Raw genomic sequence first — 26,906 nt, 5'->3', positions numbered from 1 at the left:
GGAAAATAAACTCTCGGTGAATGTGTCGGCGCCGCGCATGATCTTCGGGGGCAAGTGGGGGCCTTCTATCAACGCTTCATTGGTCTTCCGCGATGACGTGGCCGCCGGTACTTCAGCAGCCTGCTAGAGAGGTTGGCTCAGGGAGCGGGTATCAAGCACTGCGCTGCACTTGAACTCGTTGCTCTAATGTGCGGGTTTCAGAGGTATCGGCAAACAACTTGTGAAGCACCGGATGAGTCGATTGCCAGCAAGGTTTCGGCTTGGGACGAGGAGCTAATCAGCGATGAGTTGAGCCGTAGACACGAAATGCAGGTTGAAACAGTGTCCGCCGTATTGGGGCTCGGCCGAGAGAAGGCGAACTTACTCCTTCAAAGCTGGCGTCCGACTGCGCACTGGAAGGCTCGCAAGAATCTGCGACGGGATTCGCTCTCTGGGGTCCCGTCAGAGCGCCCCGAAGACACTACCAGCAAGCATCCACCCCTGCAGTCTTCACCTACTCGGACCACGTCGACTGAGAACCGCCCGCTCATAACAATTAAGAAGCACCGACGACCGGTGGGTGTCGACGGCAGGTAACCCGCCGCTACACTTGGGTCACGCAGTCGTCCTCGACAGTTATCTGGATAGGCTCGTTGTTCTGCCTTGCCGCATCTATCTGCTTCATCAACGCATCAAACGCTACCTTGCTGTTAAGCACCTCGTCCTGCCCGACCTGCGTTCCAACCAGGATACAACCCTCCGTATCCTTCGGATAGTTTACGACGTGTATTCTCACCCCACTGAATCCAGGCACATTGTCAAGGAGCGGAGAATAGTACTGGTCACGATAGAAGTACGTGACCTCGACCGCGTAAGTACCCACGGGTATGGCAGTGGAACCGAAGACTTTCCAAGCGCTGACAGGCATGTTCGCTTGCTCACGATATACCGGCTCAAGCGTATAGCATTGAAATCTGGTACCAACAAAGAGCTTGCCTTCGGTTGATTGGTCCGTCTTTGTCGTGCGTTGGAGCAAGAGATTCATGATTGGTTACCTCCAACTGAGTGGATAGGGGGCGCCACATCAAATAACTTTCCCGCCACCGGTCAAACTGTCGGTGCTCCAGCGCACAAACCTCGAAAGAAATAGCCCCTATTCCATCGTCTACTAGCGCGGCAACGACAATTTCACCTCAGACTCGAAATCTAAGAAAACTCAGGGCAGCCGCCCCGCAATCGCCCCTACAAACAGAGCAATTTGTCGAAGCGTGCGGTATCGGCAATTCGGACATGGGTCCCGCCCATCTCAATGAGGACTTTTCACACCTGGCGATGAGCTAGGGCTACCCCGTGAGGCGTCATTCGCGGAAGCCGCCGGCGATGCCTGCTGAATGCGTAGGTCCTTCACGATACCCGCCTCGGTTGGCAGAACTGTCGCCTGAACGGCAGTTACGTCTGAACTTGATTTCAGCGACAGGAGGTCTGGGTTGAAAATCAGCGCGAGCGTGAGCGCAATAGTGAAGACGGCGGCAACGATGAGCGCCTTCTGTGCACGATGCACCCAGCAGGCCTTGTTCGCACCGACATCAGCGACGGACTCGTTCGCACGCTTCAGCTTCTCTATCAGGAAGTCGAGCAGCTCGGCCTCTGCCGTGCTGTATGCGTCGTCCGTGCTCAGTTTCAGCAGACTTGCATACTTCGGCTCTGTTTCCAAATCGCTTGCGGGTAGTTCCGTGTCTCGGGCGTACATCGCCCACAGTGCCAACAACACACTGCATCCCAAGGCACCTGTTATTGCCACCAAGGCCAACTGCGCAAACAGACTAGGCGTCTCGCTCAGTTTGGCTACAAAGCCCAAATCCGCGGCGAGAAGTGCGCCCGCAATTGTCGTCGTCGCTTGCGCCTTGCGGTCCGCAGTGTCATAGACATCGCATTGAATCTTGTATTCCTTTTCTGCCCGTTCAATCGCTGACCGGCGCGCAGCGAGTTGAAGGCTCATGAGTTCTGCAGTCAAGCTTGACCCCTTCAGGTCGGCCCCCCACTTGTTTGGTGGGTCCCCTTGTGTTCACTTCGGCGTCATCGGTCTCGAAGGTATTCGAGAGACGCTTACGGTCCTTTTGCGGTTGCCCGTCCAACTGATGATTGATGATTGTGAACTGAAGAGGGAGGCAACCGCCTCCCTCTTTCAGCTCGAACTTTCGATGTCTGTTCTTTCAGTCGAAGCTGCCCGGGTAGCTTATAAATTCTTGGAAGTCAGGGACGCGTTTACCATTTCGACGAATTTATCTGCGGCTTTTCCTTTCAGCCACCAGATGACGAGACCGAGAAGCCACGTCTGAAACCAGCCCATTGGAAGCAACTGCCCAAAACTCTGCATAATCTTCCCGGCTCGCGTTTGTACCTGCTTGCGAAGTGTCTCAGGGTCGAGCGAACCTTTCTGTGGCCACTGAGGTTCAGGGATATCGTCAGCAGCGCTGCCGCAGAGGGGAACAATGGGGCATTCCCCTACTGGCGCGACGGGGCCACTGTATCCGTCGGGCGGCTGACGTAACGCAGAAGACGGGCGATTGCTTACCCGCCTTGCCAAGTCAGGAGTGTTCCTGAAAAAAAGTGGGTTGGTAGACGCCAGCGTGAAGGTTCCTTCGAGAAACGCCTGGCAGTTATAGCGCCCCAACATGAAATCGTGGTGCCGGAACTTCGGCGAGAGAAAGCCCAGAAATGCTCCAAGTGCCTCACCACACAGCGCGTCAGCGCCTTCCTCAAACTCCCCGGAGTGCTGAGGATTTGTTCTTTTTGGTGCGACCAAAAAACGATTGTGCACTGCTGGGTGAAGAAAGTCACAGATATCGGCCGTCGCAAACCGGTTTGTCTGCTTGAACATGTCGACCGCGCGAGGCAGCGTGCTCGCCAAGCTGACATCCATTGCATCAGGGGTGTTGTGCGGGATTTCACAAAGTGGGTCCACGAGCACAATCGCACGAGTGGCCTTGTGCTTTTCCCATGGCTTGGCGGGTGGTCCGCTTTCAGTCGAAGGCGTTTCTTCGGGTTGCGCAGCGGGAGTCAATGGCAACTGTGGGTGCAATGGTGAGGTCAGTCCTTCAAGAGTTTGACGCGCCAGCGCAACAGGTTCATTGTCTGTGCAACCACCGTCTAGGGAAACAAATCCATATTTAGCCCACCCTTGGGCGGGTTTGAATTTGGACCAATCCGGAACCAGCCACGAATACTTTCCTTTGACCGTGTCCCAGGCAAATCTATAGGCATAGTCGACGCCGCCTCGGGCTATCTGTCGCGCTGGTAGGGCTGCGGGTACAGCAGCTGTTCCTAGCGCGAACTGTGAAAGTAACGTCCACGGAAGCGGCTGCAAGCCAGCAGCGTAACTTGGAGGTAGTGTTGGGCTGGCTGTCGGTGAGAGGATAAACATTGCACCGGGGACCAACTTCCCCTGACCCGACGTGAGCGGTAACGGATAGGCAAAGTAAATTCGCACATAGTCCGCATGATTAGTGAAATACTCAGCACTAACGGAACCCGCGTCAAACGGTTGACGGTATGGGATACCAGTGAGATTGGAGTGGGTGACAATAACGGGTAGAGGGTTGTTGATATAAGTCCGCTCGGACTTTTTCAGCTTACGGATGGTTGCTTGTTGGGATAGTGAGGGATACTTCAACCCCTTAGCTGCGATGGTGTCGAGAAGTTGACCATTGAGGGCAGAACGTACGGGTGGGACGGGGCTGCCTACCAGGTCCGAGCAATCCAGAAATTTGTCAATCCTAATGTCGTTAACCCAGATGTCGTAGTAGGGATTGGCGGCGAGTTTCTGGGCCGGAGAGCCGTCCACGGCGGGGGGAAATGCGTAATGTAATGCGCGAGCAGTCAGCAGTGAGCATATGCCGCCTCCCGATGTTCCGGTTATTATGCGAATGCGTACACGGTGATGTGGAACGGTCCACTGGGTTTCGAGGAGATTCTCTTTTTCTTCGCTTGTACGAATCTTCTCCCATTCGTCCAGCGCCTGAATCAGGAAATCCAGCACTCCGGCTGTGTAAGGGCCTGTAGCTCCTGTGCCTCCTAGCACCAACCCTATTTCAAAGAGATTTGCTTCGGTCTTGGGCTCTGGGAAGTAATCGATAGGCTCCCCTACCGCATGGGGGTGGCCATGCAACACAGCCTCGACTTCCTTGTCCAACTGGGCATTCTCCGCCATCATGCTCTCCTTTCCACGCTAACGTGTTCTCGCAAAGCAGCTTCGCCGACAGATTGAACTCTCAGTTGAGGCAGAGGCATTGGACATTTCTTTTGCCAGGGAAACCTTGTCAAGCACGCGTTCCATGATTTTTCCGGCTGTAACTCGTATCAGCCGGCTTGGCAATAGCCTGTTGCGCCACAACGCAACCCAATCGTTCTCGACTGCTATCTGGATTGGCTCCTTCTTCTGTCTCACTGCATTTACTCTCGCCTAAAAGAAACAGTAGGCAACGAACGCGAGGAACCTAGTCTCGCTAACCCTCACGATAAAGGCACATTCATCCAGGCTTTCGTTCGGGCATGGAACTAACCTGCCTGCGCGCCACCGAGAGCTGCCACCCCTTCCACGATTTGGTTCGCTGCTGTCGCTGAAATCTTGAAGCTCGCACTAAGCTGTTCCGTCGTGACGTTCGCGTTGGTGATGAAGCTGGTCACTTCGGTCATAGCCCCTCTTACCGGTTCGAGAGGTGGCACGCGCGTCACAACTACACCACCGTCTTTTGTGGGGGAAATGATGATGCCCCCGCCGTCGTCTAGCACTCCGTCAATGTACACAGAGCCAATGTGAATTCGTCCGTGACCAGAAGGGATTTTCGGGAATTTGATGCCAGCAGTCATGAGAGTCTCCTGTGCTGCGAGTTGAATCATCATTGCGTTCGACGCGGGGAGGTGTTAGCGCGGCGCTGAGACAGCCTTCAGGTTAAAGCGCGCGCGACGTTTGCGACTCCCACGAACGACACGACGTTTTCCTCCGCCGTCGCTGCCGCCGTCGCATTCCCAAAGTCTTTCTGTATGTCGGACCAAAGCCTACTTCTTTGGTGTGCCATTCCCGCTAGAGGTCGCCATCTTACTGAGCATGTCCGGCACAAGGCGCTCCAGGAAGCCAGCGATGAAACCAAACGTTACGACAATGTCCCACTTTACGGCTGGACCAGTGACTGGAGTCGAAGTTGCCCCGCCGAGGCTTAGCGGAGGTGCCAAATTCGTTCGAAATAAGAGGCATAAAACAGCAGCAGCGATGACGCCTATCGTTATTCGTAGTGCTGCATCGGCCGCGTTGTCCACCCATCGCAAGTCCGTGAGGACCGTACGCTGCCGTATTGCAATTGCAATTGAAAAAAAAGCCCCAATTGCGCCAGCTTGTGCGGCACGGAAGATATTGAGCGCGTCACCAATATCAGGGCCATATTTTGTTTGGAGTCCGCCCATCACGACGCAGTAGAAGAAGGCGGCCACGAGAGCACTCATTAGGTACTCAAATCGTCCCCACGAAGCACGCTCATCGACGATATCGGCTTTCACTTCCTGCAAAGCAGAGAACGCGTTTATCCCATCTCCTTCAAGGCAAAGATTCAAGGCAGCAGCCACGCGCGCATTGTACTTCGCAGCCTTGCACTGTTTCTTCCGGCTTTTGTGATTCTGCCACCCATCTATCAAACCGGATATCTGACTTCTGAGGCCGTTCAACGAGGCCATGTCGCCCCGCTGCTTTGCCTCCAAGAGGTTATCGTCGGCGTACTGAACCATCACCCGCTTTTGAGTTGCGTAGACGGCGAAGCGAGGCGGAGCCTTGTAATAGATTTGTTCGATAGTCTGCTGTGTCAGGTCTTCGCCCTTGAGTTTTATATCGTCGACGGTCAAGCCCGTGCCAACGCCCCCAGCCGCGACTGCCCGAACGTAGTTGATAGGAAAGCCAAGTTGCAGCGTCGCACCGAGAATTTGCCTCAACAAATCCTGGTCGGGCAGCACGGCGGTTGACGCGTCGACCTTCGGAACCAGACAAATCGCCGTTGCCTTTTCTCCAATTACGAGCTGTGTTGGAAGTGGCAAATTCTGACTGGGTCGCTGAATGGTTACAGTTTTCTGGACGCGTTCATGAGTTTCTGACTTGGCATCAACTAACGCCGCCAGCACGTTATCGGGGAGGTTTATGAGCAACCCCCAAACCGATTTTCCCGCCACGTCCGCCAACGAACAGAACATGGCGTTCGTGCGAAGCGTCGAGCGACGAAATGAAAGTGCACAATCGGGAATCACACCGCAAGCGCTCGGCTGAGGCGGGGGCTGGTCCTTGAGTAGCGCAGCTGCGGGAGCTAGCCAATCCGTATTCTGAAGGTCAATTCCATACGCGAAGTAGAGTGACATGCTACCCACCTCCCATGCTTTGAGCCAATTACTGGCGGAAGAGCAACGTGATAGCCCCCGCGAATCCCTCAGTCGCAATGGCGGCTGCTCTACAGCCGAGACGCCGAAACGCCGAAACGCGTTTTTTATTTTATTTCTTTCACGCGTCGGAATGCAGCGAATCTATTGCGCTACGCCCAATCAATCTGTTCGCTAGCACACCAAGGAGACCACATAATTCAGAAGTTTGAACCACAACTCAGCATTGGATACGCATACGCCTCATGGCTTCAGTGCACGCGAGCAAAGTGGCTTGAAGTGGCGTATACGCGTCTGACAACGTATCGAAACTTCGAATGATTTCTGCGCTCTCCAAGTACGGCGTTGCCATTTATTTTATACCGAATTGACTTTGGTTTGCATTCGTCTTGGATAGGGAAGTCGCTCATTGTAAGCGACTGCGACTACATAGCTCGCCTTTCCATTTGACGCCACCTGCGCTACAACAATTATGTGGCACATGACTGATTCGGGTTCTGCAGATGAGGGATGGCGGAAGCTGGGGTAGCGGTAGCGGATGCGCCGGTGCATTTGGCACTGTGCGTGTTTTACGATGCGCCATTCGAACCCGAAAGATTCTTTGCGTTTGAATTACAAGCTCGCAGATGACCGTCTAATTTTCCTGACTTTTTTACGAACTTCAGTGCTCTTTTCGTTGAGTCGTGGACGATTGGTCATAACACGACGAGCTAGCGATTCACACGGCTGTGAATCCACCAGCTTTCAAGCAGTGCTTGGAAGTCTGACGAGGCCTCCCATGGCTTCGCCCTACGAAGCCACCGGTGGTCAGACTGATGCACAGGACTCAGTCTGAGATTCCGCGCCTATCGGCGCCACCACTTACAGGAGCAGGTCCATGAGCGACGTGCAAGAGCGGAAGATGGAGAAAAATTTGGAGCTCCTCTACGACTATACGAAGTTCCACATTGGGACATACACAACGCTTGCCACCCTCTATATCGGGATTGCAAACGCGAAGTTGCCAGGCATTTGCGTGCACCTGAATCACTCCTTCTACATCATTGCCGTCTCGGCGATACTCGTCGCAGGGTTGTCTGGTGGCACTATTGTCAGCAGCATCACACGAAGCAAAGCTTTAGATAGCGCCGCTTTTCTTGGTGAGTACATCGGCCCGTGGGTGCCCTGGGTACGCACGCGGTTGATTTTTACGGCCATCACATGGACTCGCGTCGAGCACATCTCGTTCTGGATTGCGGTTCTCGCCGCCATTGTCTCGATAGGGGGCACGGATTCCACAGCAGCGTGTTCACGGTAGCGAAGCGCTTTGAGCGCGATTCTCTGCGTCCAATTGACGCCGACTCAGCTTCGGTTTGGCTTCGGTCAACGCCTGCTGCCTGTCACAGGCCTAGCAGAACCACGCGTGGAGTCCCACGAAAGAATATCAGCTCGTCCAGATGCCGAGCGGCAGACTCATTGCTCCCCTCGCGTTCTTCCCTAGCCGATAGCTAGCTTGGGTAACGATGCGACAAAGCCCACTGTCCGCCTTTGACATCCACCGCTCATCTAACCTAGTTCACGTTGCTTGCTTTGTCCTTTGAAGAGGTCGATAGCAGCGGCACATGCATCGGCTGCTACGGCGAATGCTGACATACTGTCGAATCCGTCGACCGTGGCCGGGTAACGAGGCACGCGGCATGTCGCTTCGCGAAGTCATGCACAATCCCTCACGTCCAACGGGTCATACCGTTGTGTTGAAGGCAACGCTTGAACGAGGAGCCCGCGTTTGCTTATCGGACATTCTGGGCGGAACTCCTCCGCAGCAGGCAAGTTCGCAACTTGACCTGTTTTAGGTTGAGCTGGGACTGCTTATCAATCGTCTAGTAGTGGACTTCCCAGTGCCCTGGAGTACTCTCCGTCGCAGTCCCGCTGTCCGGGGAAGCGGGAGCGGCTTGCGCGGCAGCCGGCGCTTGAGCCTTCACAGCCGCGCCATCTCTTTGAGCTTCCACGACCATCACAAGCAGTCTATTGTCGACTGAGGTGACTCCCTCGATGTTCTTTGTCAATTCGAGCGCTTTCTTGAGCTGTTCTTTGTCCACTGCTGTACCTTGAAGAACGACCTTACCGTGCGTGGCTGTGACCTGGATGTTTTTCACATCTACGGAGTCTTTGACCAATGTAGTCCGGACTCGCTCAGCCAAAGCACGGTCCTCCTTTGGGGGTACACTCACGGCCCCATAAGACTTAAAAATCTCGACGGGCTGTTCGTTCGAAATGTCCATTGACGCGTTAGATTCATCGCGGACGATGTCGGCTGCGGCTATCTCCGCCTCATCGACCGTGCTATACGCAATTCGCCCCTCGCGGGGTTGCTGCGGGTCCGAGCTTCCGCCCGCGCCAGGTAACCCCACCGGTTGCCAGGCTTCCCCTTCGATATGGAAGCTGGTTGGGCTATCCCGGTACGACGCAACGACGTATCCAGCTCTTTCACATTGAATGTCATCATCAGCCGCCAGTAGCGTTCCTTTGGTGACAACCCGACTATGTTCAGGATGTCCGTGTGGACACTCCCTGCACACGCCGGAAACCACCTTGACCTGAGCGACATAGTGCTCCGGCGATTGCGCCTTACCCGGAAGTGGAACCAGACTAGCGAGCGCCAGAGATACTGCAAATTTTGAAGGGCGATTCATGGTGCCCCCCCTTTGTGGTGCGGGCGAACCCAGTGGAACGCTTTCTTCACCATCGGTACGAGCGTGTTGTGAAGGAGAAGCGCCAAGCCCGCCAACACGGCGTCAAGCCACATTACTCGGAAGAACAGCAAACTGCCAATGCCAATAGCCATCAAAACAACGAAGGCCAGAATCAGGGCAACCCACTCGGTTATTCTCGACTCAGATTCCCCCTCTGCCACGCCCTTCCCGGCCGCTTTTCCTATCGCCAGAATCCCCAGAAAGATACACAGGGCAAGCACAAAGTCGAGAACGACTTCCACCCACCCCCGAAACTCGTAGAGGGGCTCGATAGCAAACGTGTATGTCGAGCTTGCGTGGTACAGCACACCCGCTGATAGGTCGCCGCCGGGCGGTCGAAATGCATCTCCCCGAACTCGCCCTTCCTCCTCTACATCTCCCAACAGCACGATTTTGCCGTTGAAGTCCGGAATGCTGGCTGCAATGCTCGAGGCCGCATCACCCGTCGAACGCTCCCGTCCCAGCTGACCTAGCTTGCTGTAATTCACGAGCCGCCCTTCGGTCGATTCGTCCAGGGGCTCAAGAAAGCGCTCCAGCCATTCCGGAGGTCCGGGCAACCCCTTGTCGCCCACGTACTGCTTCGCCAACGCATAACTCAAGGTCGGTAGCGGCTCGTTCGCCAGCTTCCCTTTGTATTCGGCCAGCACCCGCTTCACCGTTTCCCCGTCGGGGGCAGGAGCTGCACCCAGGAAAGTGGCCAGCGGCTTGAACCTCGCCAACCCCAACCATCGCTCCGACGGAAGGTCTCGCGTTCTGTACACGCCTAGAAACACCGGCATGCCCTGATTGGTAGTCTCCAGGCAGAAATCAAAGAAGTTCGGGTCCTTTGCGCGGTCCAGCCAGCCGTTTTGGTTGGGTGAAACATCGATATCGACGCCGACCGCAGCAGCCCCGGCTTGGTGCAGAGCCTGGATGAGTGAACGCAAGTCGTCCCGAGATGAGGGCTGGTCTGCCGCATAACCACCCTTCACGTCCCGGATGTCCAGCACGACGACTGGGAGCCGCAAGCGGGTTGTATCCGGCAGGATGTTTTCAAGCTTCGTGAACGCCTGGACTTCACACCAGTCTCCAAACGACGTTCCGACAATCAGCTCCTTCACGACAAGGAGAATCAACGTGACCACCACGATATACAGCAGCTCTGAATGCCAGCGCGGCCGTGAGCCCGGCGGCTTCTCAGGGGGAATTTCCGGTGGCGTCTTGCGTTGAGTGGGTTGGTCCTCCGCTCCCTCTTTTGGAACTGGCCCGGCTGGCGGCACAGCCCTCGCCTCCGGATTGCCCTTATCGGATTGGGCGGCGCGAGGCTGCTGTTTGTTTTCATCCTTTTCGGCCACGATGCGCTCCCGTCTGGAGACTCCACGGCTCAAGGCAAGGCAATCAGGTTTTGCAGGCAGGGACCCCGTTGGTCATATTTGCCCAATTTGATGGTAGTTCAGCGAACAACGCCCGTCACGAACATCGTGCTGCACCACAACGCCGAATGCTTCTCGCCCGCGCGTCTCGTGGAACAGGTCGAAGAATACCTGGACATGGCGCCCGAGCAGTTCATGACCCACGTTATTCGCCACTACGTTCTGCGGCAGCACTTCCGCGTGGTGCAGGAGCGTATCCGTGATGGCGGCAATCGCTTCCGCCTGCTCAATGGCGACAATGGCCTTGAGCGGATGTCGCCGAGCGGTGGCTTCGGTGAGCGGCGCTGATGTTTTCGTTTTATGCTTCTGACTGTGAGGTTTGCCCGGTTTAATGGAGTCTGACTTTTTCGAGGAGGCGGATATGCGTCCAGCGAGCGCCAGGTCGGTTCGGCTGGCAGTCGTCACTATTGGCGTGCTGATACTGCAACCAGTCGATGCTCAGACATCTGCCCGTCGTACAGAACAACACGCTGTTGGCGTGGAAGCCTTGCGACATTTGCAGGCACGCGTCGCCGGGACGGCCCCCTCGAACAACAGTGTGACCTTGCGCGATACCCGCGGCGAGATGGTCGTGTTTGAAATCAGCCCGGTTATCACCGACGTACGGACGTTGCAAATCGGAGACACGCTCGACATTGCATATAGAAACGCGATTCTGACGCGTATGGACAAGGTTGCCTCAAATGGCATCCGCGAGCAAATCGAAACGGAAGTCACGCAGCCGACGTCCAATGGAGACGTCACCTCAACGCGTAGTGTGCAGTTTGTGGCGACAGTGCTCAAAATCGCCCGGAAGAATCGGGAGGTGACGCTCCGCGGCCCGACTCAGACCCAGGAGTTCGAGGTCGCCTCGACGTTATCGCTCAGCAGTCTGAAAGTCGGCGATACCGTGCACGCCGAATTTATTTCCCCTGTTGTCGTTTCGGTTGTCCGGGTCCGCACCGCTCCTCAGTGAGTAGGCAGCGTTGCAAGGCAATTTTTCTTTAGCACAGTGCTCCGACCGTTCCGCCAAATTGAAGGAACGGCGTCGGAAACAGAAGCCGAAGCTGCTCGGCCTTTGTTGACTGGAGGGCAATGAGCCGAGTTCCTGCCTTCATTTGGACGTTTGTGTGCCTTCGGCCAGACTTGATTGAATTAGCAGGGAATGTGCCGTGTTCTCTCCGCGGCGCCCCACTTCAATGAAGCCGCTCGACCTGTAGAACGCGACGGTCCGCTCCCATTGAGGCAGCTGGGGCGCACCGACGTCGATTCGGCGCCAGCCAAGGAGCTGGCACATGGAAGTGAGCACCGAAGCGCTTGTTGAGATGCTGTGTGAAGTCGAGGCAGAAGACCCCATCGACTACGCGGACCTACCATTCGGCGAGCAGGAGCTGCGACACCTTGTCATGAGTTCGCTGGTGGAACCGCATCACGTGGTGGAGGCGGCGATGTCGGACTCGGACCTCCATGCGATGTACCTGCTGAGCACCGCGAAGCTTGTTCTCGAGAACATGGTACTCCACGCTCGTCTGCTTTTGCTTCAGGGACAACAGGTCGACATTCAGTCGCTCCTCGCTCCGTTCACCCTCAAGGGCAAAAAATAACGAGCGTTTCAGTTCACAATCTCTCAGAGTAGGAATCAAATCGGAACTCATTGAGCATATTTCGCAGTCGATAGTGTGCTGCCGAACATAAGTCGGTAGTCTCCGAGCATTTTCAGCAATTAATATTTTTCAAGAAGCATTCGTGATTAAAGGGAGCTAACGTAATCGATTCAGAAATCGGAAAAAATAGGGACGAGGGTGGCTTGCTCGTGCGCTTCGATTGATATCTGTTCAAGGAGACAAAACCATGACTACCGGAACTGTGGTCAAAACCACTCACCCAGGCCCCCAAGCTCACTTCATTCACGAAGACATCCTGATTGACGGAGCCATCGGCTTCACATCGACGCAAGCTGGTCCGATGTTCGAGCCCTCCGAGGACCAAAGTGCGATTATGATTCCAACGCTTGTTCGCGTTCGCAGCGCAGATGGTGTACCTATCGAGGAATTGTCCGCTCGTAATTTTTCAGCGGCGTTCTGGGACAACGCAGCGTTAACGAAAGTCAAGGTTCTGACTTGCGATTCAATGCATACCAAGACTGGGCCAACAACGGACGCGGGAATTAGCGTTCTTGGTATGTATTCGCTCTTGTTAAAAATGCCGGAGCTCTGGTGGTGGAAGACGCCCGATAACAAGCGAAACATCACAAACCTCGTATTTATCTTGAATGTTTCGATTCTGGATACCAGGGCGGGAATCATCGTTAGTAAGTCAGGCCAGGTGTTCCTGACAGCGCCGTGCCTCCATATGCCGCGCGTCTATAACGAAGCGGACGATGCGTAACTCGCGGTGCGGCCCCACCGGGCGCATACTGAGAACGCAACCCAATACAGCTTCGGAGTCGAGTACGACAAGCTTTGCATGCGATTCGCAGCGGTTCAGCCCCTGCGGCTAGGGCAGCGGTTGCGACACAAAGCAGAAATGGCTTCCTCTGTCGAACCGAGTTCGTCTAGGTGCAGACGGGGCAGCCAAAGTGACCTGACTAAAGGCGCGAATTCCGAGCCCCGTTTGAAGATAGCGGCACGATTTCAACTCAGGTCGAACGGAACGGTATCGTTGAAGAAACGACTTTCGGTACCAAGGCGCCTCGTCCGATTTTCTGCAGCATGCGTTGGACCGACAGCCGGTGGATATCAGCGGCCGCCGTGGGCCCAAGAATGATGCTGTGAACAAGCTCGTCGAGAAACGTAGACGAGTCGGTTACGCCATGCAGTGGCTTGATTTCAAACTTGAGCTTCGGCTCGGTACCTCGCGGTCCAATGTGATAGTCAAGCATTCGAGTCAACAGGCCAGTTGTGTCCCGATGCTTCATGTAGACGAGGCGCCATTCCCGTTCCTCGTGAAAGCCCTGGTGCTTGGTGTAAAGCGCAAGCATCAAGATGCGCTCAAACAGCGCCCCCGCGAGAAATTTCAAGTCGTCGTCAGTCCAATGGTTCCGGGCCACCAGCTCACAAAAAACGTCGAGGATTTCGTCGGCCCAGCCAATCCGAGTAGCGCGGTCGGCATATGCGACCTTCCCAATGAAGAGTGGAGACTCCGGAATCTCATTGAGCGTTCTGGTATCAAAAACGATGCACGCGCCGCTACCGTTGGCGCCATAGCCGCGCCACATAGACAGCAAGCCATCGCGGTCCCCCGCTGTATGCTCCGCAAAGCACGCGATGTACACGTCAAAGGCGCCCTCTCGCGCAAAGCCGTCAAACAAATGTTCTAGATGGTTTTTGAACGCTTCGTACCGTTCACCTGAGCCGAAAGTCTGTGAGAGCCCCGTGTGACCGCGAATCCGCTCCCGACCGACTTGCATCCCAAACCTCAGCTCTTCCAAATCATTCATCAACAGCGGATTCGAAAACCAGATTTGTTCATTCTTGAGTATTGCTTCGAGGGTGGCGGTCGAGCAATAGTGCGAAATCAGTGGTTTCTTTGTGGGGAACTGCTCCCCTTTCATCGTTCTCGCGAAGAGCTGCGCGTGGAGTGCAGGGATTGACGCGGAATCCGTACTCATGGTCTACCTCTTTTGTTCTGGGTCCGCTACATAATCGCATAGACGGAGGATGCGTTGCTCACTTCGCAGCGGGATGCTCAGGCCGGAGCAGCCTACCAGTTTCCGAATAATCTGCTGTTACCAATCTCGCACCACAGTTGCACATGTGCCCGAAAGCACCGCCTAAACTCCGAACCGTGCTCACCAACAACGCACACAGTGTGCGGTGGAGTAGAGAAAATGAACAAGAAGATTCTTTGCGTGGTACTGGGCGTAGCCGCACTGGCCGCGTCGACGGCGGCAAGCGCGCACGTGGATGTTTCATTGGGGATTGGCGTTCCTGGCGTAGCCTACGCCCCGGCTCAACCGGTATACGTTGCTCCCCCGCCTGTCGCGTACGCGCCTGTTCCGGTTGCGATGGCCTATCGCGACGACGATGGCTGGCGCGCACGTGAGTGGCGGGAACATGAATGGCGAGAACACGACCGTCGCGAGCACGAATGGCGTGAGCGCGAGTGGCACGACCGCGGCGATTGGCGCAATTAATCCGATGCAACGTCTAAAACCACGCTGGTGCCAATCATGAATCTGAATTGCCGAATCAGTACGTTCGCTGCGGCTGCCGCCTTAGGACTGGCGGCGGCCGGAACAGCAAATGCCGCCGGCTGCCTCAAGGGTGCGGTCGTGGGCGGCGTAGCCGGACAATATGCCGGCCACCACGCAGTCGTCGGCGCAGTCGGTGGCTGCATCGTCGGTCATCATGTTGCGAAGAAGCACGCGGAGGAGCGAGCCGCACAGCAGCAACAAATCAGAGAACAGGAGCAGACCACGTGATGCCTCGTCAGCCGCCGTCGATAATGCCCTTCCGAGCTGTGTTATCCTGGCGACAGACGACTTGAACTCATCTGCTCAAGAATTGTACTGAGAGCGGAGCACACGTAGATGGACGAACGAAAACGAGACAGCATTGTGGCTTACCTGCGCCGCAGGATGGCCGAACTGGGAATCGGACCAGACGATGTCGCCGCGTCGATTGCCGCGGACCAGGAAAGATTGCGAGCGGCACGTTACCGCGACGCCATCGGAAACATCTGGGACGGGAAAGGTGCTGCGCCTCAATGGGTGATGCAGGCGACTAGTGCCGGGCAGTCGCTCGAGCATTTTGCAATCAGGGAAACCGCGGAAACGAACTCAACCAGCCGCCGCGCGGTGGACTGGCACAACGACCCTTTTGCTGGCACGCGTCTGGCCAAATACGCCGCGGGCACCTGAACTCCCATATTCGCTGGGCAGTTCGGAATCGACTCAGGCTGAGGCCGGCTCGCTCGCAACCTGAGTAGGTGCCGGAGTAACGGCAACATCGACGGAGCCCTCAGATTTCGCCGTGCGCTTCGGCACACGTGCCTTTCTGGCGGCAGGCGATTTGGCGGCAGCACTGTCCTTCTGAGCCGCTTTCCGAGCTGGCGCAGCAACCTTCTTCGCCGCCAACTTCTTGACAGCAGTCTTCTTCGCCGTCGTCTTCGGAGCGGTCTTGGCGGGCGCAGCCTTCTCGGCATTTGCCTTCGCCGACGAAGCAGGCGCCGCAGCTTCTGCAATCAAAAACTTGGAGCGGGCTTTGGCGCTGGCAAGCCAAGCCGGAGCACGACCACGCCCGCTCCAAGTCACACCGGACTTAGGGTCGCGATACAGGGCCGGTTGCGGGCCGCGGGGGTAGTTCCCGGCCTTCGGAGCTTTCTCAGCCGATGCAGGCGATGCCGCTGCCCCGCCTGCAACCAAGAATTTGGTGCGGTCCTTCCCATTCGCAATCCACCCCGGTGCACGACCGTGGCCCGACCAGGTAGCGCCCGTCTTTGGGTCACGATATTTCGCTACAGAGGAGCCCTTCTTCGCTAACGCCGCAGCCCCCGGCTTGCGACCACGTCGCTTCCCGACATGCGCCTCGATGTCGGCAAGGGTGACGCCGTGCTTTTCCATCAGTCCACGAATTCTTTCCAGGACCACAGTCGATTTTGTTGCGACCAACGCCTCTGCCTGTGCCTGCAACTTGGCGATTTTTTCCTGAATGCCTTCGAGCGTAGCCATGAGTTCCCTCACTGTGAAAATTGGCTGCAATATGCCATAAATTTCGCGCGCAAATATAAAGCCGGCTGCCTAGATAGGGTAAGCAGCAACCCATAACCACCTAGGCATCTCGAAATGAAACATTACAAGCCGGCGGCACCTCAACTCAACAGAGTCGAGTTGGCTCTCGCCGAAGCCATCCGGTTGATCGCGCGTATGGACGAATCCGCCCGCGCCGGCACGCCGATTATTGTCGCGGAGCTTGTAGTTTGGGCTCTTACGAAGTCTGTCCCTTCAGTCATGGGGCCGCTGGTCGAATCGGGACAGCTGGAGAGTCTTACCAGGCTTCTTCGCGATTACGCAGCGTTGCGACCTATCGCCGAGTCCCATCGGTTCAGCAGCTATCTGAGAGGCTGCGCAGAGGCGGGTGTTGATTATGACGACGACGGCTACCTCACCCCCGAAGATATGCGACGCGCACTTAAAAGCCACGCCTGGGGGTACAGTGACCCAGAAGCACGTACCGCCATTGGGCGCGCCTTACATTTCGTCTTGGTGGACTCGAAAGACGCGGAGGCCTCTGGGCGTCCGCATCCCGGGGCGAACTGTACCGCTCCCGAAAACACTCACCGAATCCACGTGGAGTGTTCGAGTGACGCCCGAGCCGCAGATGAATTGGACCCGGTTTTGCAACCTGCACTGGCCACAGCTGTCGCCCATACGCGTCGCGAATTGCTCGCTTGCGACAACAGCGGCGCCCCCGACTTCTGGGGCAAGATTTACACGTCGGTTCTGGGTGACTGGCTGGAGACTGACGTACCCGAGGTTGCCGCCGAGGTGCTGGCAAACGGGCTGACGAGCGAATACTTCAAGTCAGTTTGGCACTATGTCAAACAGATGTGCTGGGTGGAGAGACTCTGGGCCGGTCTTGGACACCATATTCGCGACCTACTCCTTAGAGAAACAGACGAAGTTCTTGCACTCCAGCTAATTGGTGCGGTAGTCAGCGCCGGCGAACTGCAGATTGATGAGCATCGGGTTGGCGCGTGGTCAAGGCGCGTGTGGCAAATGCTTCAACGACGTGACTCGTGCGCCAAAGAAAGTGCAGACGGCCTAATTGTCTCGGCTGAATCGAATACATTTCTTGAGTCAGTAAGAAGCTCGACGAACGGCTACGACACCTGCTACCTTGTGGACGCAAAGACGCTACCAGCAAGATTCTGTGGCCTCACCGACGAGAGGCAGGTGCTCGTTGTCCGCCTTCCGGAGGATTGGCTGTTGGCACTTGGCGAAATAGAGTCTCAACCAGGCTTGTCCTGCTTTTGGTGGGAAAGGGGCAAAGACTGTCGTCTCGCCCTCTCGATAAACCGTGCGTTCTGGTGTGACTACGACGAACTGTGGTCGAAGCTATTCAAATTCCGACGTTCCATCCCCGTCTTGTATGTATTTGAGACATGTTGCATCTTCGCGCGCTACCGCTTTCAGCATTTCAGCGATTTACGCGCCGTCGCTGATGTTCCCCATAAAAGGAGGTTGACGCTCGACATATCCGGCGAGAACTGGGAGCATTATTCCAGCTCGGTTTACTGGACGGCTGCGCTGCCCGACGGGCGTCGCCTCAAACCATCCATCCTCGGCAATCTGGTCGATATGACGAGCGGCACTGCAGGAGGTAAGCTCCGCGAGGCCCGTCTGCGAGAGAATCCAGATGCTGGGCTATCGCCGTAGGATCCTTCCATCTGCGATCCATTAGCGGAGATGCGCGCAGCACGTGGATGCTTGATGTTGGCCCCAATGTGAAAACTGCCCCCACCAGCGTTGGTGCCAGCGCAATGCGAACAATCAGTCGATTCAACCCCCCAAAGCCAAGCACGGTCGCGAAAGGAGCGCTGCGATTGTCAACATCCAGGCGGTCGCCTTGGCATCCCCAGTCGTTGAAATTAACCATGTGGCCGATGTAGCACAGCATCCCGACTAGAGGCGACGCTAGGACGTTATAGCCCGGACTCGTGGTAATTCGAAGGCGAAACTAACTTAAAGCGCTTCTGTTCAGACGAATCGCGCTTTCGACTGCACGGCACCGCCGTCGTGGCTGTCGATTTTTGTTACACCTACTCGGTCGTGCTTTCCGCGTCGGAACTGCCGCCTTTGGGCCGATATCCTTCCTCTTCGGAGAATTGACAATGACTTCGCGAAGGAGAACGCATATCATTGACGAGATGGTTGCATACACAACAACAACGCATTCTTCTTACCCCGATGAATAATGAAGATATTTTGTTGGACGATGGCGAGCGCATCGTCTGCCGGGCAGGAGCCGGACAGAATGTGCTGCTAGTGCGGCTTACCGCTGATCAACCCCTGCCGGCCAGCCTCAATCGCATTGCCCGCGAGGTCGAGCTTAAGGACGAGCTTGACAGCGAGTGGGCGGTACGCCCCCTGAGGCTCGTACGCGAAGACGGTCGCATCTCACTGGTGCTTGAGGATCCGGGCGGCGAGCCACTCGCGCGTCTGCTCGGCAGCCCACTGGAGATCGGTTACTTCCTGGAACTATCCATTGGCATTGCAGCCGCGCTAGGCAAGCTTCATCAGCGCAGCCTCGTCCACAAGGATCTCAAGCCCGCGCACATCTTTGTGCACTGCGACGATGGGCGACCACGGCTCGCCGGATTCGGCTTGGCGTCCCTATTGCCGCGCGAGCGCCAAGCCCCTGAGCCACCCGAAACCATCGCCGGAACGCTCGCCTACATGGCGCCCGAGCAGACCGGACGGATGAATCGCTCAATAGATTCGCGCAGCGATCTTTATGCTTTGGGCGTCACGTTCTACGAGATGCTAACGGGTGTCCTGCCCTTTGCCGCTAGCGACGCCATGGAATGGGTGCACTGCCATATCGCCAGAACGCCGCTGCCACCCCTCGCACGAGTAGGCGCTGTCCCCGCGGTTGTCTCGCGCGTCGTCATGAAGCTGCTCGCGAAGAACGCCGAGGAGCGCTACCAGTCTGCCGCAGGTGTCGAGCACGACTTGCGGCGTTGCCTCGCGGACTGGCAGCGTCAGCGCAACATCGACGACTTCCCGTTGGACGAACACGGCATGCGTGGCCGGCTGGTGATTCCCGAGCGGCTTTATGGGCGGGACCGCGAAGTCGATACCCTGGTCGCCAGCTTTGCCCGTATTCTCGAGAATGGCGCGCCCGAACTGGTGCTCGTCTCCGGTTATTCAGGCGTCGGCAAATCGTCGGTAGTCAATGAACTGCACAAATTCCTCGTTCCGCCACGTGGATTGTTTGCGTCCGGCAAGTTCGACCAGTACAAGCACAATATCCCCTATTCCACCCTGATTCAGGCGTTCCAGGGGCTCGTGCGCATGCTTCTTGGCAAGTCTGACACCGAATTGGCAAGCTGGCGTGCAGCCTTGCTGGAGGCGCTGGCGCCCAACGCAGGCATCATGAGCGACTTGATCCCTGAATTGCAGCTTATCATCGGCGAGCCGCTCCCGCCTCCGCAACTCGAGCCACACCAGGCGAAACAGCGTTTCCTGCAGGTGTTCCGGCGTTTCATCGGCGTATTCGCCCAGGCCGACCATCCACTTGCGCTCTTTCTCGACGACCTGCAGTGGCTCGATGTTGCGACACTGGAGCTGCTTGCCGATCTGCTGACCCACCCGGACCTGCGCTACCTGATGGTCATCGGCGCGTATCGCGACAACGAAGTGGATGCTGCCCATCCGCTGACCGCCACGCTTCAGACTATCCGCAGAGCCGGCGCGAAGATCGGGGAAATCCGGCTCGCGCCGCTTACCCGTGCGCATATCCGGCATCTGATTGCCGATGCACTCCACTGTGCGCCCGAATCAGTCGAGCAATTGGCGCACCTCGTGTTCGACAAGACAGGCGGCAACCCGTTCTTCGTGATCCAGTTCCTGCAGGCGCTGGCCGAAAGCAATCTCTTAGCGTTCGATCATGACGCGCGACAGTGGCGTTGGGATGCGGAACGCATCCATGCCAGAGACTATGCCGACAACGTCGTGGACCTGATGGCCGCCAAGCTGACCCGCCTGCCGGCTGCAACGCAGCACGCGCTGCAGCAGCTTGCCTGCCTCGGGAGCGTTGCGGACATAACGACTCTGTCGGCTGTGCTCGACATACCTGAGGCGAGAGTTCACGAAGTCCTGTGGGACGCGGTTCGCCAGGAACTGGCCGTGCGGCTGGAAGGCGCTTACGCGTTCGTTCACGACCGGATCCATGAAGCGGCCTATTCACTGATTCCGCAAGCATCGCGCGCCGGTGCCCATCTGCGGATCGGCCGGCTGCTCGCTGAGCAGACGCCCGCGGAAGAGCGAGAGGAAGCAGTCTTCGAGATCGTGGGGCAGCTCAATCGCGGCGCCTTACTGATAAGCGAGCGTGACGAACGTGAAGAACTAGCCAAACTTAACCTACGCGCTGGCCAGCGCGCCAGGGCGTCGGCAGCATACACCTCGGCGCTCGCCTATTTCGCCACGGCCACCAGACTACTGGGGGATGATTGCTGGCAACGGCAGCATGACCTGCTCTTTGCCTTGGAGCTGAACCGGGCAGAATGCGAATTCCTGACGGGACAACTGCCGGCCGCCGAAGCGCGACTCGCGGCACTTTCCAAGCGTGCTGCGACCACGCTCGAACGCGCCCAGGTTGCATGCCAGCTGATGGACGTCTACATCGTTCTAGATCAACGCGACAATGCGATCGCTGTTTGCCTCGCCTTCCTTCGCCATGTGGGCATCGAGTGGTCAGCCCATCCGGATGAGGTGACGGTACGCGGTGAATACCTGCGTATCTGGTCACTGCTTGGTAACCGGGCCATCGAGGAACTCGTCGATCTGCCACCGATGGAGGACGCGATTGCCCTCGCGACGGTCGAAGCACTTGTGAAGCTGTTCACACCTGCTTTGCTCACGGATGGGCAGCTCGCTTGCCTGGCGGTATGCAAGGCAGTCAGTCTCAGCCTTGAGCATGGCAATGGCGATGCCTCGTGCGTGGCCTACGCCCGTTTCCCTAAGTTCGCTGGACGGATCTTTGGTGACTACGAGGCCGGATTTCGATTCGGCTGGCTCGGCCATAAGCTCGTTGAACGGCGTGGCCTCGAACGCTATGAAGCCCGTACGTACCTGGCCTTCTCCCTGTCTGTCGCACGCTGGGTGCAGCCCGCACGCGCATGCTGTGATGAATTGCGCCGCGTCTTCGATACGGCAAACCGAACCGGCGACCTGACGTTCGGTGCGTTTGCGTGCAACCACCTCGTCTCGAACCTGCTCTTGATCGGCGAGCCGTTAGCCGAGGTACAACGAGAGGCCGAAGCTGGCCTGGCGTACGCTAGGAAAGTGCGATTCGGCCTCGTCATTGACTGGATCGAAGTGCAACTTGCGCTGATCCGGTCACTTCGCGGCTTGACACCGGTATTCGGCAACCTTGACGACGCGCAGTTCAATGAGCTTAGCACTGAACGCCGTCTGCCCGAGGCATCTGTGGCGCACGCATGTTGGTACTGGATCCGGAAACTACAGGCGCGCTTTTTCGCTGGCGACTACGACGGCGCCATGCGTGCCGCTTCAAAGGCAAATGAACTGCGCTGGATCTTGTACGCGTCTTTCGAAGAGGTCGAATATTACTTCTATGCAGCCCTGGCCCGGGCTGCCCGGTGCGCTTCCGCTGCGGCTTGCGAGCTCCCGCAGCACTTGGAAGCACTGAGTGCCCATCACAAACAGCTGCGCATCTGGGCGGACCTCTGCCCGGAGAACTTCGCCACTCATACTGCGCTGGTCGCTGCTGAGATCGCACGCATCGAGGACCGCCTGTTAGACGCCGAGACACTGTACGAACAGGCCATTCAATCGGCCCGAGAAAGCGGGTTCGCGCACGTCGAAGCACTGGCCAGCGAACTCGCGTCGCGCTTTTATGCAGCCCGCGCTCTCGGCAGCATTGCGCACATGTATATGCAGAAAGCCCGCTATGGCTATCTGCGTTGGGGCGCCAACGGTAAGGTGCGGCAACTCGAGGAGGAGTTTCCCTGCCTGAGGACGGAAGAGACGGAGCCCGGACCGACGGATACGATAGCAGCGCCAATTGAGCACCTCGAGCTGGCGACCGTCATTAAGGTCTTACAGGCGGCCTCAGGCGAGATCCATCTGGAAAGACTAATCGATGTGGTTATGCGGACCGCACTGGAACAGGCGGGCGCGGAACGGGGCCTGCTCATTCTCTCTGATGGGGACGAGCACCGGACGGCAGCTCAAGCCACGACCGCCGGCGACGCGGTCCAAGTAGAGCTGTCCGACGCGCCGGTCAACGCGGCGATGCTGCCGGAGTCGGTCCTATACCATGTCTTGCGTGCGCGCGAGAATATCGTTCTGGACGATGCCTCCACGGATCCCCTGACTGCAGCGGATTCCTTCGTCCGTCAGCATCGCGCGCGTTCCATCCTGTGCTTGCCGCTGATAAATGGCGCCAAGCTGATGGGTGTGCTATACCTCGAGAACAATCTCACTTCCCGCGCGTTCAGTCCCGCGCGGATCGCGGTGCTGAAGCTCATGGCCTCGCAGGCGGCAATATCGCTTGAAAATGCACGTTTGTATCGCGACGCCGCAAAAAGCGAAGCTCGGATTCGTCGTCTCGTCGATGCCAACATCATCGGGATTAATATCTGGGACGCCGATGGCAACATCCTCGAAGCCAACGACGTGTTTCTGCGCATGGTGGACTACACGCGCGACGATCTAGTTTCAGGTCGCATACGCTGGCTGGATCTCACTCCGCCGGAGCTGCTTGACCATGCCACGCGCACGAAGATCGAAGTGACAACGACCGGCCGCGTCAAGCCATTCGAGATGGAGTACGTCAGGAAGGACGGTAGCCGCATACCCGTCATCGTCGGCCTGGCTGCCTTCGACGCAAGCGGTTGGGAAGGCGTCGCGTTCGTGCTCGATCTGACCGAGCAGAAGCACGCTGAAAAGGAAATTCGCGATAGCGAAGAGCGTTTTCGGCAGGTGCAGGCCGAACTGGCCCACGTGAACCGCGTTGTGACCATGGGGCAGCTCGCAGCCTCGATTGCCCATGAAGTCAATCAGCCCATCGCCGCGACGGCGATGAACGCCGAGGCGGCGTTACGATGGCTAAATCGCGAGTCCGCGAATGTCGCCAAGGCCAGCAGCGCGCTCGAGCGGATCGTCAGGGATTCCATTCGCGCCGGTGACGTGCTAGGCCGGATTCGGCAACTGATCAGGAAAGCACCACCGAAAAAGGAATCGGTGGACATTAACGACGCAATCCGCGAGATCGTGGAAGTCATCCAGGGAGAAGCAAGGAAAAGTGGTGCCCTGTTGGACATGCAACTCGCGGAAGGCTTGCCGCTCATCGAAGGCGACCGTGTGGAGCTACAGCAGGTGATTCTCAATCTGGTCGTGAATGCGCTGGAGGCAATGAGCAGCATAGATGGGCTACGACAAGTGCAGATCGCGACAAGGCAGGCCGACGAAGCGCACGTGCTCGTGACCGTGCGCGACTCAGGGCCGGGATTTGGCCCAAAGGGAGCTGAACACGCCTTCACGTCGTTCTACACCACGAAGTCCACCGGTCTAGGTATGGGGCTTTCAATCTGCCGTTCTATCATCAACTCGCATGGCGGCCGGATGTGGGCGAGCGACGACTCGCCGTACGGCGCCGTAGTTCAGTTTTCGCTACCTCAGCATCCCACTGTTTCGTCTTGACTGTCAGGATCTTCCACACGAAGTCTGAGCTGCAGTGAGACGGCCAATGCGCTCGCATAGCTTACCCGGTGCTCGTGCTTTCCGACATGGGGAATCGGATTCATTGAAGTGGCCGAAAGCAGACATCACCACCGCAGCGTGCAAGCCGGTCTGATCCGACTTCGATTGTCCTATCGTCGAGGCCAACTGAGGTCGTCCGTGGGTTACCGGAGGACCCGACCAGGGCGGTCATCTAGTTTGCGCTTCCCGCTATGTGAGCAGGGACAAATATTCGCCTCAACTTTCGAGCCGGAGGACGGCAACGACTCGCCGAGCGCTGTCGTCGTAGTACTCATCGAGCACGCGCTCGGTCTATACCAGTGTATGGTTTCGAGTAACGTACGTGTTAGGTAAGCTTGATTTGCCTAACCGCAGCAGAGAGTTCGCGCGCTGTCGATACGATAATTTTTTGGGGGTGAGACCATTGCATGCACCACTGGTCATATGGGTTGTTGACGACGACCCGTCGGTCCGTTCCGGGCTATCGGACCTTCTGAGTTCATACGACTACGACGTAGAGACTTTTGAATCTGGTGGGTCCCTGCTGGCGCAAGCGCGCGAAGTGCAGCCGGACTGCATCATTTCAGACGTACAGATGCCGGAAATGTCCGGTGTTGAGATGTTGTTGCGTTTGCTTAGCGCAGGGAAAAACGTGCCCACGATATTCATCACCGCTTACCCGACGCCGGAGCTTCAGCAACAAGCTTTCGCGAGCGGCGCATGCGCACTCCTTAACAAGCCCTTTAGCGCCCGAGAACTAACGGCGGCCATCCGCGCTGCAGTCAAACTAGACCGCGATTGACGGAGCCGGCATGCGTCCTGCGGCCAGCTAGCGCGACTAGATCGCCGGTGTGCGGCGGACGATCTGTCTCTCCGAGAGAGCCTAACCAGCTTTGGCCCCGGAATTCGGGTTGCGCTGCGTCGCGGATTTCTCGATTCCAGCGAGTACATGCCTACCAGATTCCACGACAGCAGGGTCGTGCATCATCTGAAACCGTACGATCATCCCCTCCACAACCAACATGGCATCTCCCGCCACGATAGCCGGCGACTCGAGGCCCAGCCTAGAAGCCAGTTCTGCGATGAACTGTTCGAGTCCTTGCTTATGCGAAGCTGCCTGCTGCAGGTGTGCCGGATTACCGGTTGCCCCAGACTCTGCGACGACATTGATAAAGGCACAGCCACGATAGTCCTCCTGAGCAAACCACTCTCCGAGTGCATCGGCGATCACCGACAACTCGCGGCGCTCAGCAAAGCGTTCTTCGACCGCCTCGAGAAACCATCGCATCCAGAAGTCGTGACGCCAATCCAGAAAGGCCGCAATGAGATCGTCCTTCGACGCGAAATGTCGATAAAGAGACATCTTTGCCACCCCTGACTCGGCAATGATCTTGTCAATTCCGGTCGCCCGAAAGCCGTCCCGATAAAACAGGCGAGCTGCTGTGTCCAGAATCCGCTCACGTGCAGAAACGACGGGCTGCTTCATGTAGCCACCTCCTTCACTCAGTCGATCTCGGCAGCATATGATACAGACCTGTCTGTGTCAACTAAACCATCGTATGGCGGCAATTTCTTGACAGACAGATCTGTCCCATAGATGATACAGACCTGTCTACCTCAAGAATTTGGACTTTGATCGAAACTCAACTTTTTGGAGCCTCTCATGAACCGCACCTCAAATCTCGCACTCGCCTTGATCGGAGCCACCGTCATGACGCAGACCGCCTTTGCTCAGGACGTTTCGACGGACGCAAACCTTGATCCGCAAGTCCGCGGCTTCCTCATCGAACTCAACAAGAACAGTTCGCCGTTCTGGGAGTTACCGCAGCCACAGCCTCAGGACGTCCTGACGGGGCTCCAGAACAAGACACCCGTGGATATGTCGGGCGTAACGACATCCGAGCGCACGATTTCGGCTGACGGCCGCACCGTGAAGATTTACGTCATGACGCCGGAGCATCCCGCGACCAAACCGGGCGTCCTCTTCTTTATCCACGGAGGAGTCTGGATCGCAGGTAACTTTGCCAACCACCAGCGACTGCTTCGTGACCTGGTCGTCGGCTCCGGTCAGATCGGGGTGTTCGTGGAATACACGCCGCTGCCGCAAGCAAAATTCCCTACTCAGTTGGAAGAGTCATACGCCGCTCTTAAATGGGTCGCTGCCAACGCGCATGAAATAGGCGCTGACGGCACTCGAATAGCCGTAGCCGGTAACTCCGTCGGCGGCGATATGACAGCGGCAATTGCCATGATGGCCAAGGACCGCGCAGGCCCGAAAATCAGCTATCAGGTACTCCTTATCCCTGCCACCGACGCCAGTGTTGATAGCGAATCCTATAAGTCCTACGCCACTGGCCGCTTCCTGGCGCGTGCATTCATGAAATATGGCTGGGACCGCTACGCGCCGGATGCTCAAACCCGAAATAACCCTTACGTCTCACCGCTGCGGGCAACTGACGCGGAACTCAAGGGCTTGCCTCCGGCACTCGTCATCACGGCACAAAATGACCCGCTGCGTGACGAGGGAGAGGCGTACGCCCGCAAACTCGCCAATGCTGGCGTGGAGGTCACGGCGGTCCGCTACAACGGCACGATTCACGATTTCGTCCTGCTCAACGCTCTGCGTCACGTACCGAGCACAGAGGCTGCGCTTGAACAAATCAGTTCGGGCGTTCGAGAGCACCTCGGAAAGTAGATCTTCAGCAGGATGGGGCGTCAAAGTGCGCCCCGCATCACGATGCACCTAACGTCGTAGTCTCCCCGTCTCCAAGATTCGACTGAGCACATCATGAACACAAAGAACTTTCTTGCACTTCTTCTCGCCACCACTGTAGCGTAAGCGGCTCGTGCCGGCCGTTATAGACGGTGGCTGAAGGCGACATCAAAGTGATGCCCATCATTCCCAATCTGATGGGCATCACTTTGACACAGTCTGCGGAGAAGAAGCCGGGTTCCCGAACG

General features: G+C 57.1%; 22 protein-coding genes. 12 read left to right on the top strand and 10 right to left on the bottom strand.

The genetic code is table 11. The features are described 5' to 3' along the window. Positions 1 to 583 precede the first annotated feature (583 nt). The 5 genes from AB4Y44_RS39840 to AB4Y44_RS39820 form a co-directional block, all read right to left on the bottom strand. Positions 584 to 1,024 (bottom strand): DUF5675 family protein, encoded by a 441-nt coding sequence (locus AB4Y44_RS39840; protein ID WP_368702591.1) that lies wholly within the window; start codon positions 1,022 to 1,024, stop codon positions 584 to 586. A 261-nt stretch (positions 1,025 to 1,285) separates the two neighbouring features. Further along, positions 1,286 to 1,978, bottom strand: a complete 693-nt coding sequence (locus AB4Y44_RS39835) for a hypothetical protein (protein ID WP_368702590.1) — start codon at positions 1,976 to 1,978, stop codon at positions 1,286 to 1,288. 237 nt (positions 1,979 to 2,215) lie between these two features. Further along, complete coding sequence (locus AB4Y44_RS39830) at positions 2,216 to 4,171, bottom strand: patatin-like phospholipase family protein (RefSeq protein ID WP_368702589.1); 1,956 nt, start codon at positions 4,169 to 4,171, stop codon at positions 2,216 to 2,218. Between the two features lie 365 nt (positions 4,172 to 4,536). Next, positions 4,537 to 4,848, bottom strand: coding sequence for a hypothetical protein (locus AB4Y44_RS39825; RefSeq protein ID WP_368702588.1), 312 nt, complete (start codon positions 4,846 to 4,848; stop codon positions 4,537 to 4,539). A 189-nt stretch (positions 4,849 to 5,037) separates the two neighbouring features. Then, positions 5,038 to 6,375 (bottom strand): hypothetical protein, encoded by a 1,338-nt coding sequence (locus tag AB4Y44_RS39820; RefSeq protein ID WP_368702587.1) that lies wholly within the window; start codon positions 6,373 to 6,375, stop codon positions 5,038 to 5,040. 895 nt (positions 6,376 to 7,270) lie between these two features. Between AB4Y44_RS39820 and AB4Y44_RS39815 the strand changes: the two genes are divergently transcribed. Then, the gene (locus AB4Y44_RS39815) at positions 7,271 to 7,690 is read left to right on the top strand and encodes a hypothetical protein (RefSeq protein WP_368702586.1); all 420 of its coding nucleotides are present in this window, start codon (positions 7,271 to 7,273) and stop codon (positions 7,688 to 7,690) included. A 562-nt stretch (positions 7,691 to 8,252) separates the two neighbouring features. Here the strand turns inward: AB4Y44_RS39815 and AB4Y44_RS39810 are convergent. Then, positions 8,253 to 9,065 (bottom strand): BON domain-containing protein, encoded by an 813-nt coding sequence (locus tag AB4Y44_RS39810; protein WP_368702585.1) that lies wholly within the window; start codon positions 9,063 to 9,065, stop codon positions 8,253 to 8,255. Further along, the gene (locus AB4Y44_RS39805) at positions 9,062 to 10,459 is read right to left on the bottom strand and encodes a CHASE2 domain-containing protein (RefSeq protein WP_368702584.1); all 1,398 of its coding nucleotides are present in this window, start codon (positions 10,457 to 10,459) and stop codon (positions 9,062 to 9,064) included. The genes AB4Y44_RS39810 and AB4Y44_RS39805 overlap by 4 nt, the downstream gene beginning before the upstream one ends. A 126-nt stretch (positions 10,460 to 10,585) precedes the next feature. On the opposite strand from AB4Y44_RS39805, the gene AB4Y44_RS39800 reads away from it, so the two are divergent. From AB4Y44_RS39800 to AB4Y44_RS39785, 4 genes are all read left to right on the top strand, one after another. Beyond that, complete coding sequence (locus tag AB4Y44_RS39800; protein ID WP_368702583.1) at positions 10,586 to 10,825, top strand: hypothetical protein; 240 nt, start codon at positions 10,586 to 10,588, stop codon at positions 10,823 to 10,825. A gap of 73 nt (positions 10,826 to 10,898) precedes the next feature. Then, on the top strand, positions 10,899 to 11,492 hold the full coding sequence (locus AB4Y44_RS39795; RefSeq protein WP_368702582.1) for a hypothetical protein: 594 nt from the start codon (positions 10,899 to 10,901) through the stop codon (positions 11,490 to 11,492). Positions 11,493 to 11,811: 319 nt separating this feature from the next. Further along, entirely contained in the window at positions 11,812 to 12,120 is a 309-nt protein-coding gene (locus tag AB4Y44_RS39790) for a hypothetical protein (RefSeq protein WP_368702581.1), read from the top strand. 247 nt (positions 12,121 to 12,367) lie between these two features. Then, positions 12,368 to 12,904 (top strand): hypothetical protein, encoded by a 537-nt coding sequence (locus AB4Y44_RS39785; RefSeq protein ID WP_368702580.1) that lies wholly within the window; start codon positions 12,368 to 12,370, stop codon positions 12,902 to 12,904. Between the two features lie 250 nt (positions 12,905 to 13,154). Here AB4Y44_RS39785 and AB4Y44_RS39780 read toward each other — a convergent pair whose 3' ends face one another. Next, positions 13,155 to 14,126: a DUF2971 domain-containing protein gene (locus tag AB4Y44_RS39780; RefSeq protein ID WP_368702579.1), complete on the bottom strand. Its 972-nt coding sequence runs from the start codon at positions 14,124 to 14,126 to the stop codon at positions 13,155 to 13,157. Between the two features lie 219 nt (positions 14,127 to 14,345). Here AB4Y44_RS39780 and AB4Y44_RS39775 point away from each other — a divergent pair, with 219 nt between their 5' ends. The 3 genes from AB4Y44_RS39775 to AB4Y44_RS39765 all read left to right on the top strand — a co-directional run bounded on the left by AB4Y44_RS39775 (position 14,346) and on the right by AB4Y44_RS39765 (position 15,377). Then, complete coding sequence (locus tag AB4Y44_RS39775; RefSeq protein WP_368702578.1) at positions 14,346 to 14,651, top strand: hypothetical protein; 306 nt, start codon at positions 14,346 to 14,348, stop codon at positions 14,649 to 14,651. Between the two features lie 36 nt (positions 14,652 to 14,687). Next, complete coding sequence (locus AB4Y44_RS39770) at positions 14,688 to 14,939, top strand: hypothetical protein (protein WP_368702577.1); 252 nt, start codon at positions 14,688 to 14,690, stop codon at positions 14,937 to 14,939. 108 nt (positions 14,940 to 15,047) lie between these two features. Continuing rightward, positions 15,048 to 15,377 (top strand): H-NS family nucleoid-associated regulatory protein, encoded by a 330-nt coding sequence (locus tag AB4Y44_RS39765; RefSeq protein WP_368702576.1) that lies wholly within the window; start codon positions 15,048 to 15,050, stop codon positions 15,375 to 15,377. Between the two features lie 33 nt (positions 15,378 to 15,410). Here AB4Y44_RS39765 and AB4Y44_RS39760 read toward each other — a convergent pair whose 3' ends face one another. Then, entirely contained in the window at positions 15,411 to 16,187 is a 777-nt protein-coding gene (locus AB4Y44_RS39760; RefSeq protein ID WP_368702575.1) for an H-NS family nucleoid-associated regulatory protein, read from the bottom strand. Positions 16,188 to 16,301: 114 nt separating this feature from the next. On the opposite strand from AB4Y44_RS39760, the gene AB4Y44_RS39755 reads away from it, so the two are divergent. The 3 genes from AB4Y44_RS39755 (at position 16,302) to AB4Y44_RS39745 (ending at position 24,747) form a co-directional block, all read left to right on the top strand. Beyond that, positions 16,302 to 17,894, top strand: coding sequence for a hypothetical protein (locus AB4Y44_RS39755; RefSeq protein ID WP_368702574.1), 1,593 nt, complete (start codon positions 16,302 to 16,304; stop codon positions 17,892 to 17,894). A 531-nt stretch (positions 17,895 to 18,425) separates the two neighbouring features. Further along, the gene (locus tag AB4Y44_RS39750; protein WP_368702592.1) at positions 18,426 to 23,906 is read left to right on the top strand and encodes an AAA family ATPase; all 5,481 of its coding nucleotides are present in this window, start codon (positions 18,426 to 18,428) and stop codon (positions 23,904 to 23,906) included. A gap of 382 nt (positions 23,907 to 24,288) precedes the next feature. Continuing rightward, entirely contained in the window at positions 24,289 to 24,747 is a 459-nt protein-coding gene (locus tag AB4Y44_RS39745) for a response regulator transcription factor (protein ID WP_368702573.1), read from the top strand. Positions 24,748 to 24,828: 81 nt separating this feature from the next. On the opposite strand, the gene AB4Y44_RS39740 is transcribed toward AB4Y44_RS39745, so the two are convergent. Continuing rightward, a complete protein-coding gene (locus tag AB4Y44_RS39740; RefSeq protein WP_368702572.1) occupies positions 24,829 to 25,431 on the bottom strand; it encodes a TetR/AcrR family transcriptional regulator in 603 nt (200 codons plus the stop codon). A gap of 177 nt (positions 25,432 to 25,608) precedes the next feature. Between AB4Y44_RS39740 and AB4Y44_RS39735 the strand changes: the two genes are divergently transcribed. After that, complete coding sequence (locus AB4Y44_RS39735) at positions 25,609 to 26,640, top strand: alpha/beta hydrolase (protein WP_368702571.1); 1,032 nt, start codon at positions 25,609 to 25,611, stop codon at positions 26,638 to 26,640. The last annotated feature ends 266 nt before the right edge of the window (positions 26,641 to 26,906 follow it).

The sequence above is a fragment of the Paraburkholderia sp. BR10937 genome, assembly GCF_040965695.1.
Taxonomy (GTDB): Bacteria; Pseudomonadota; Gammaproteobacteria; order Burkholderiales; family Burkholderiaceae; genus Paraburkholderia.
Note: the sequence above shows the minus strand (reverse complement) of the source record. Positions and strands in the feature narration are given on the sequence as shown.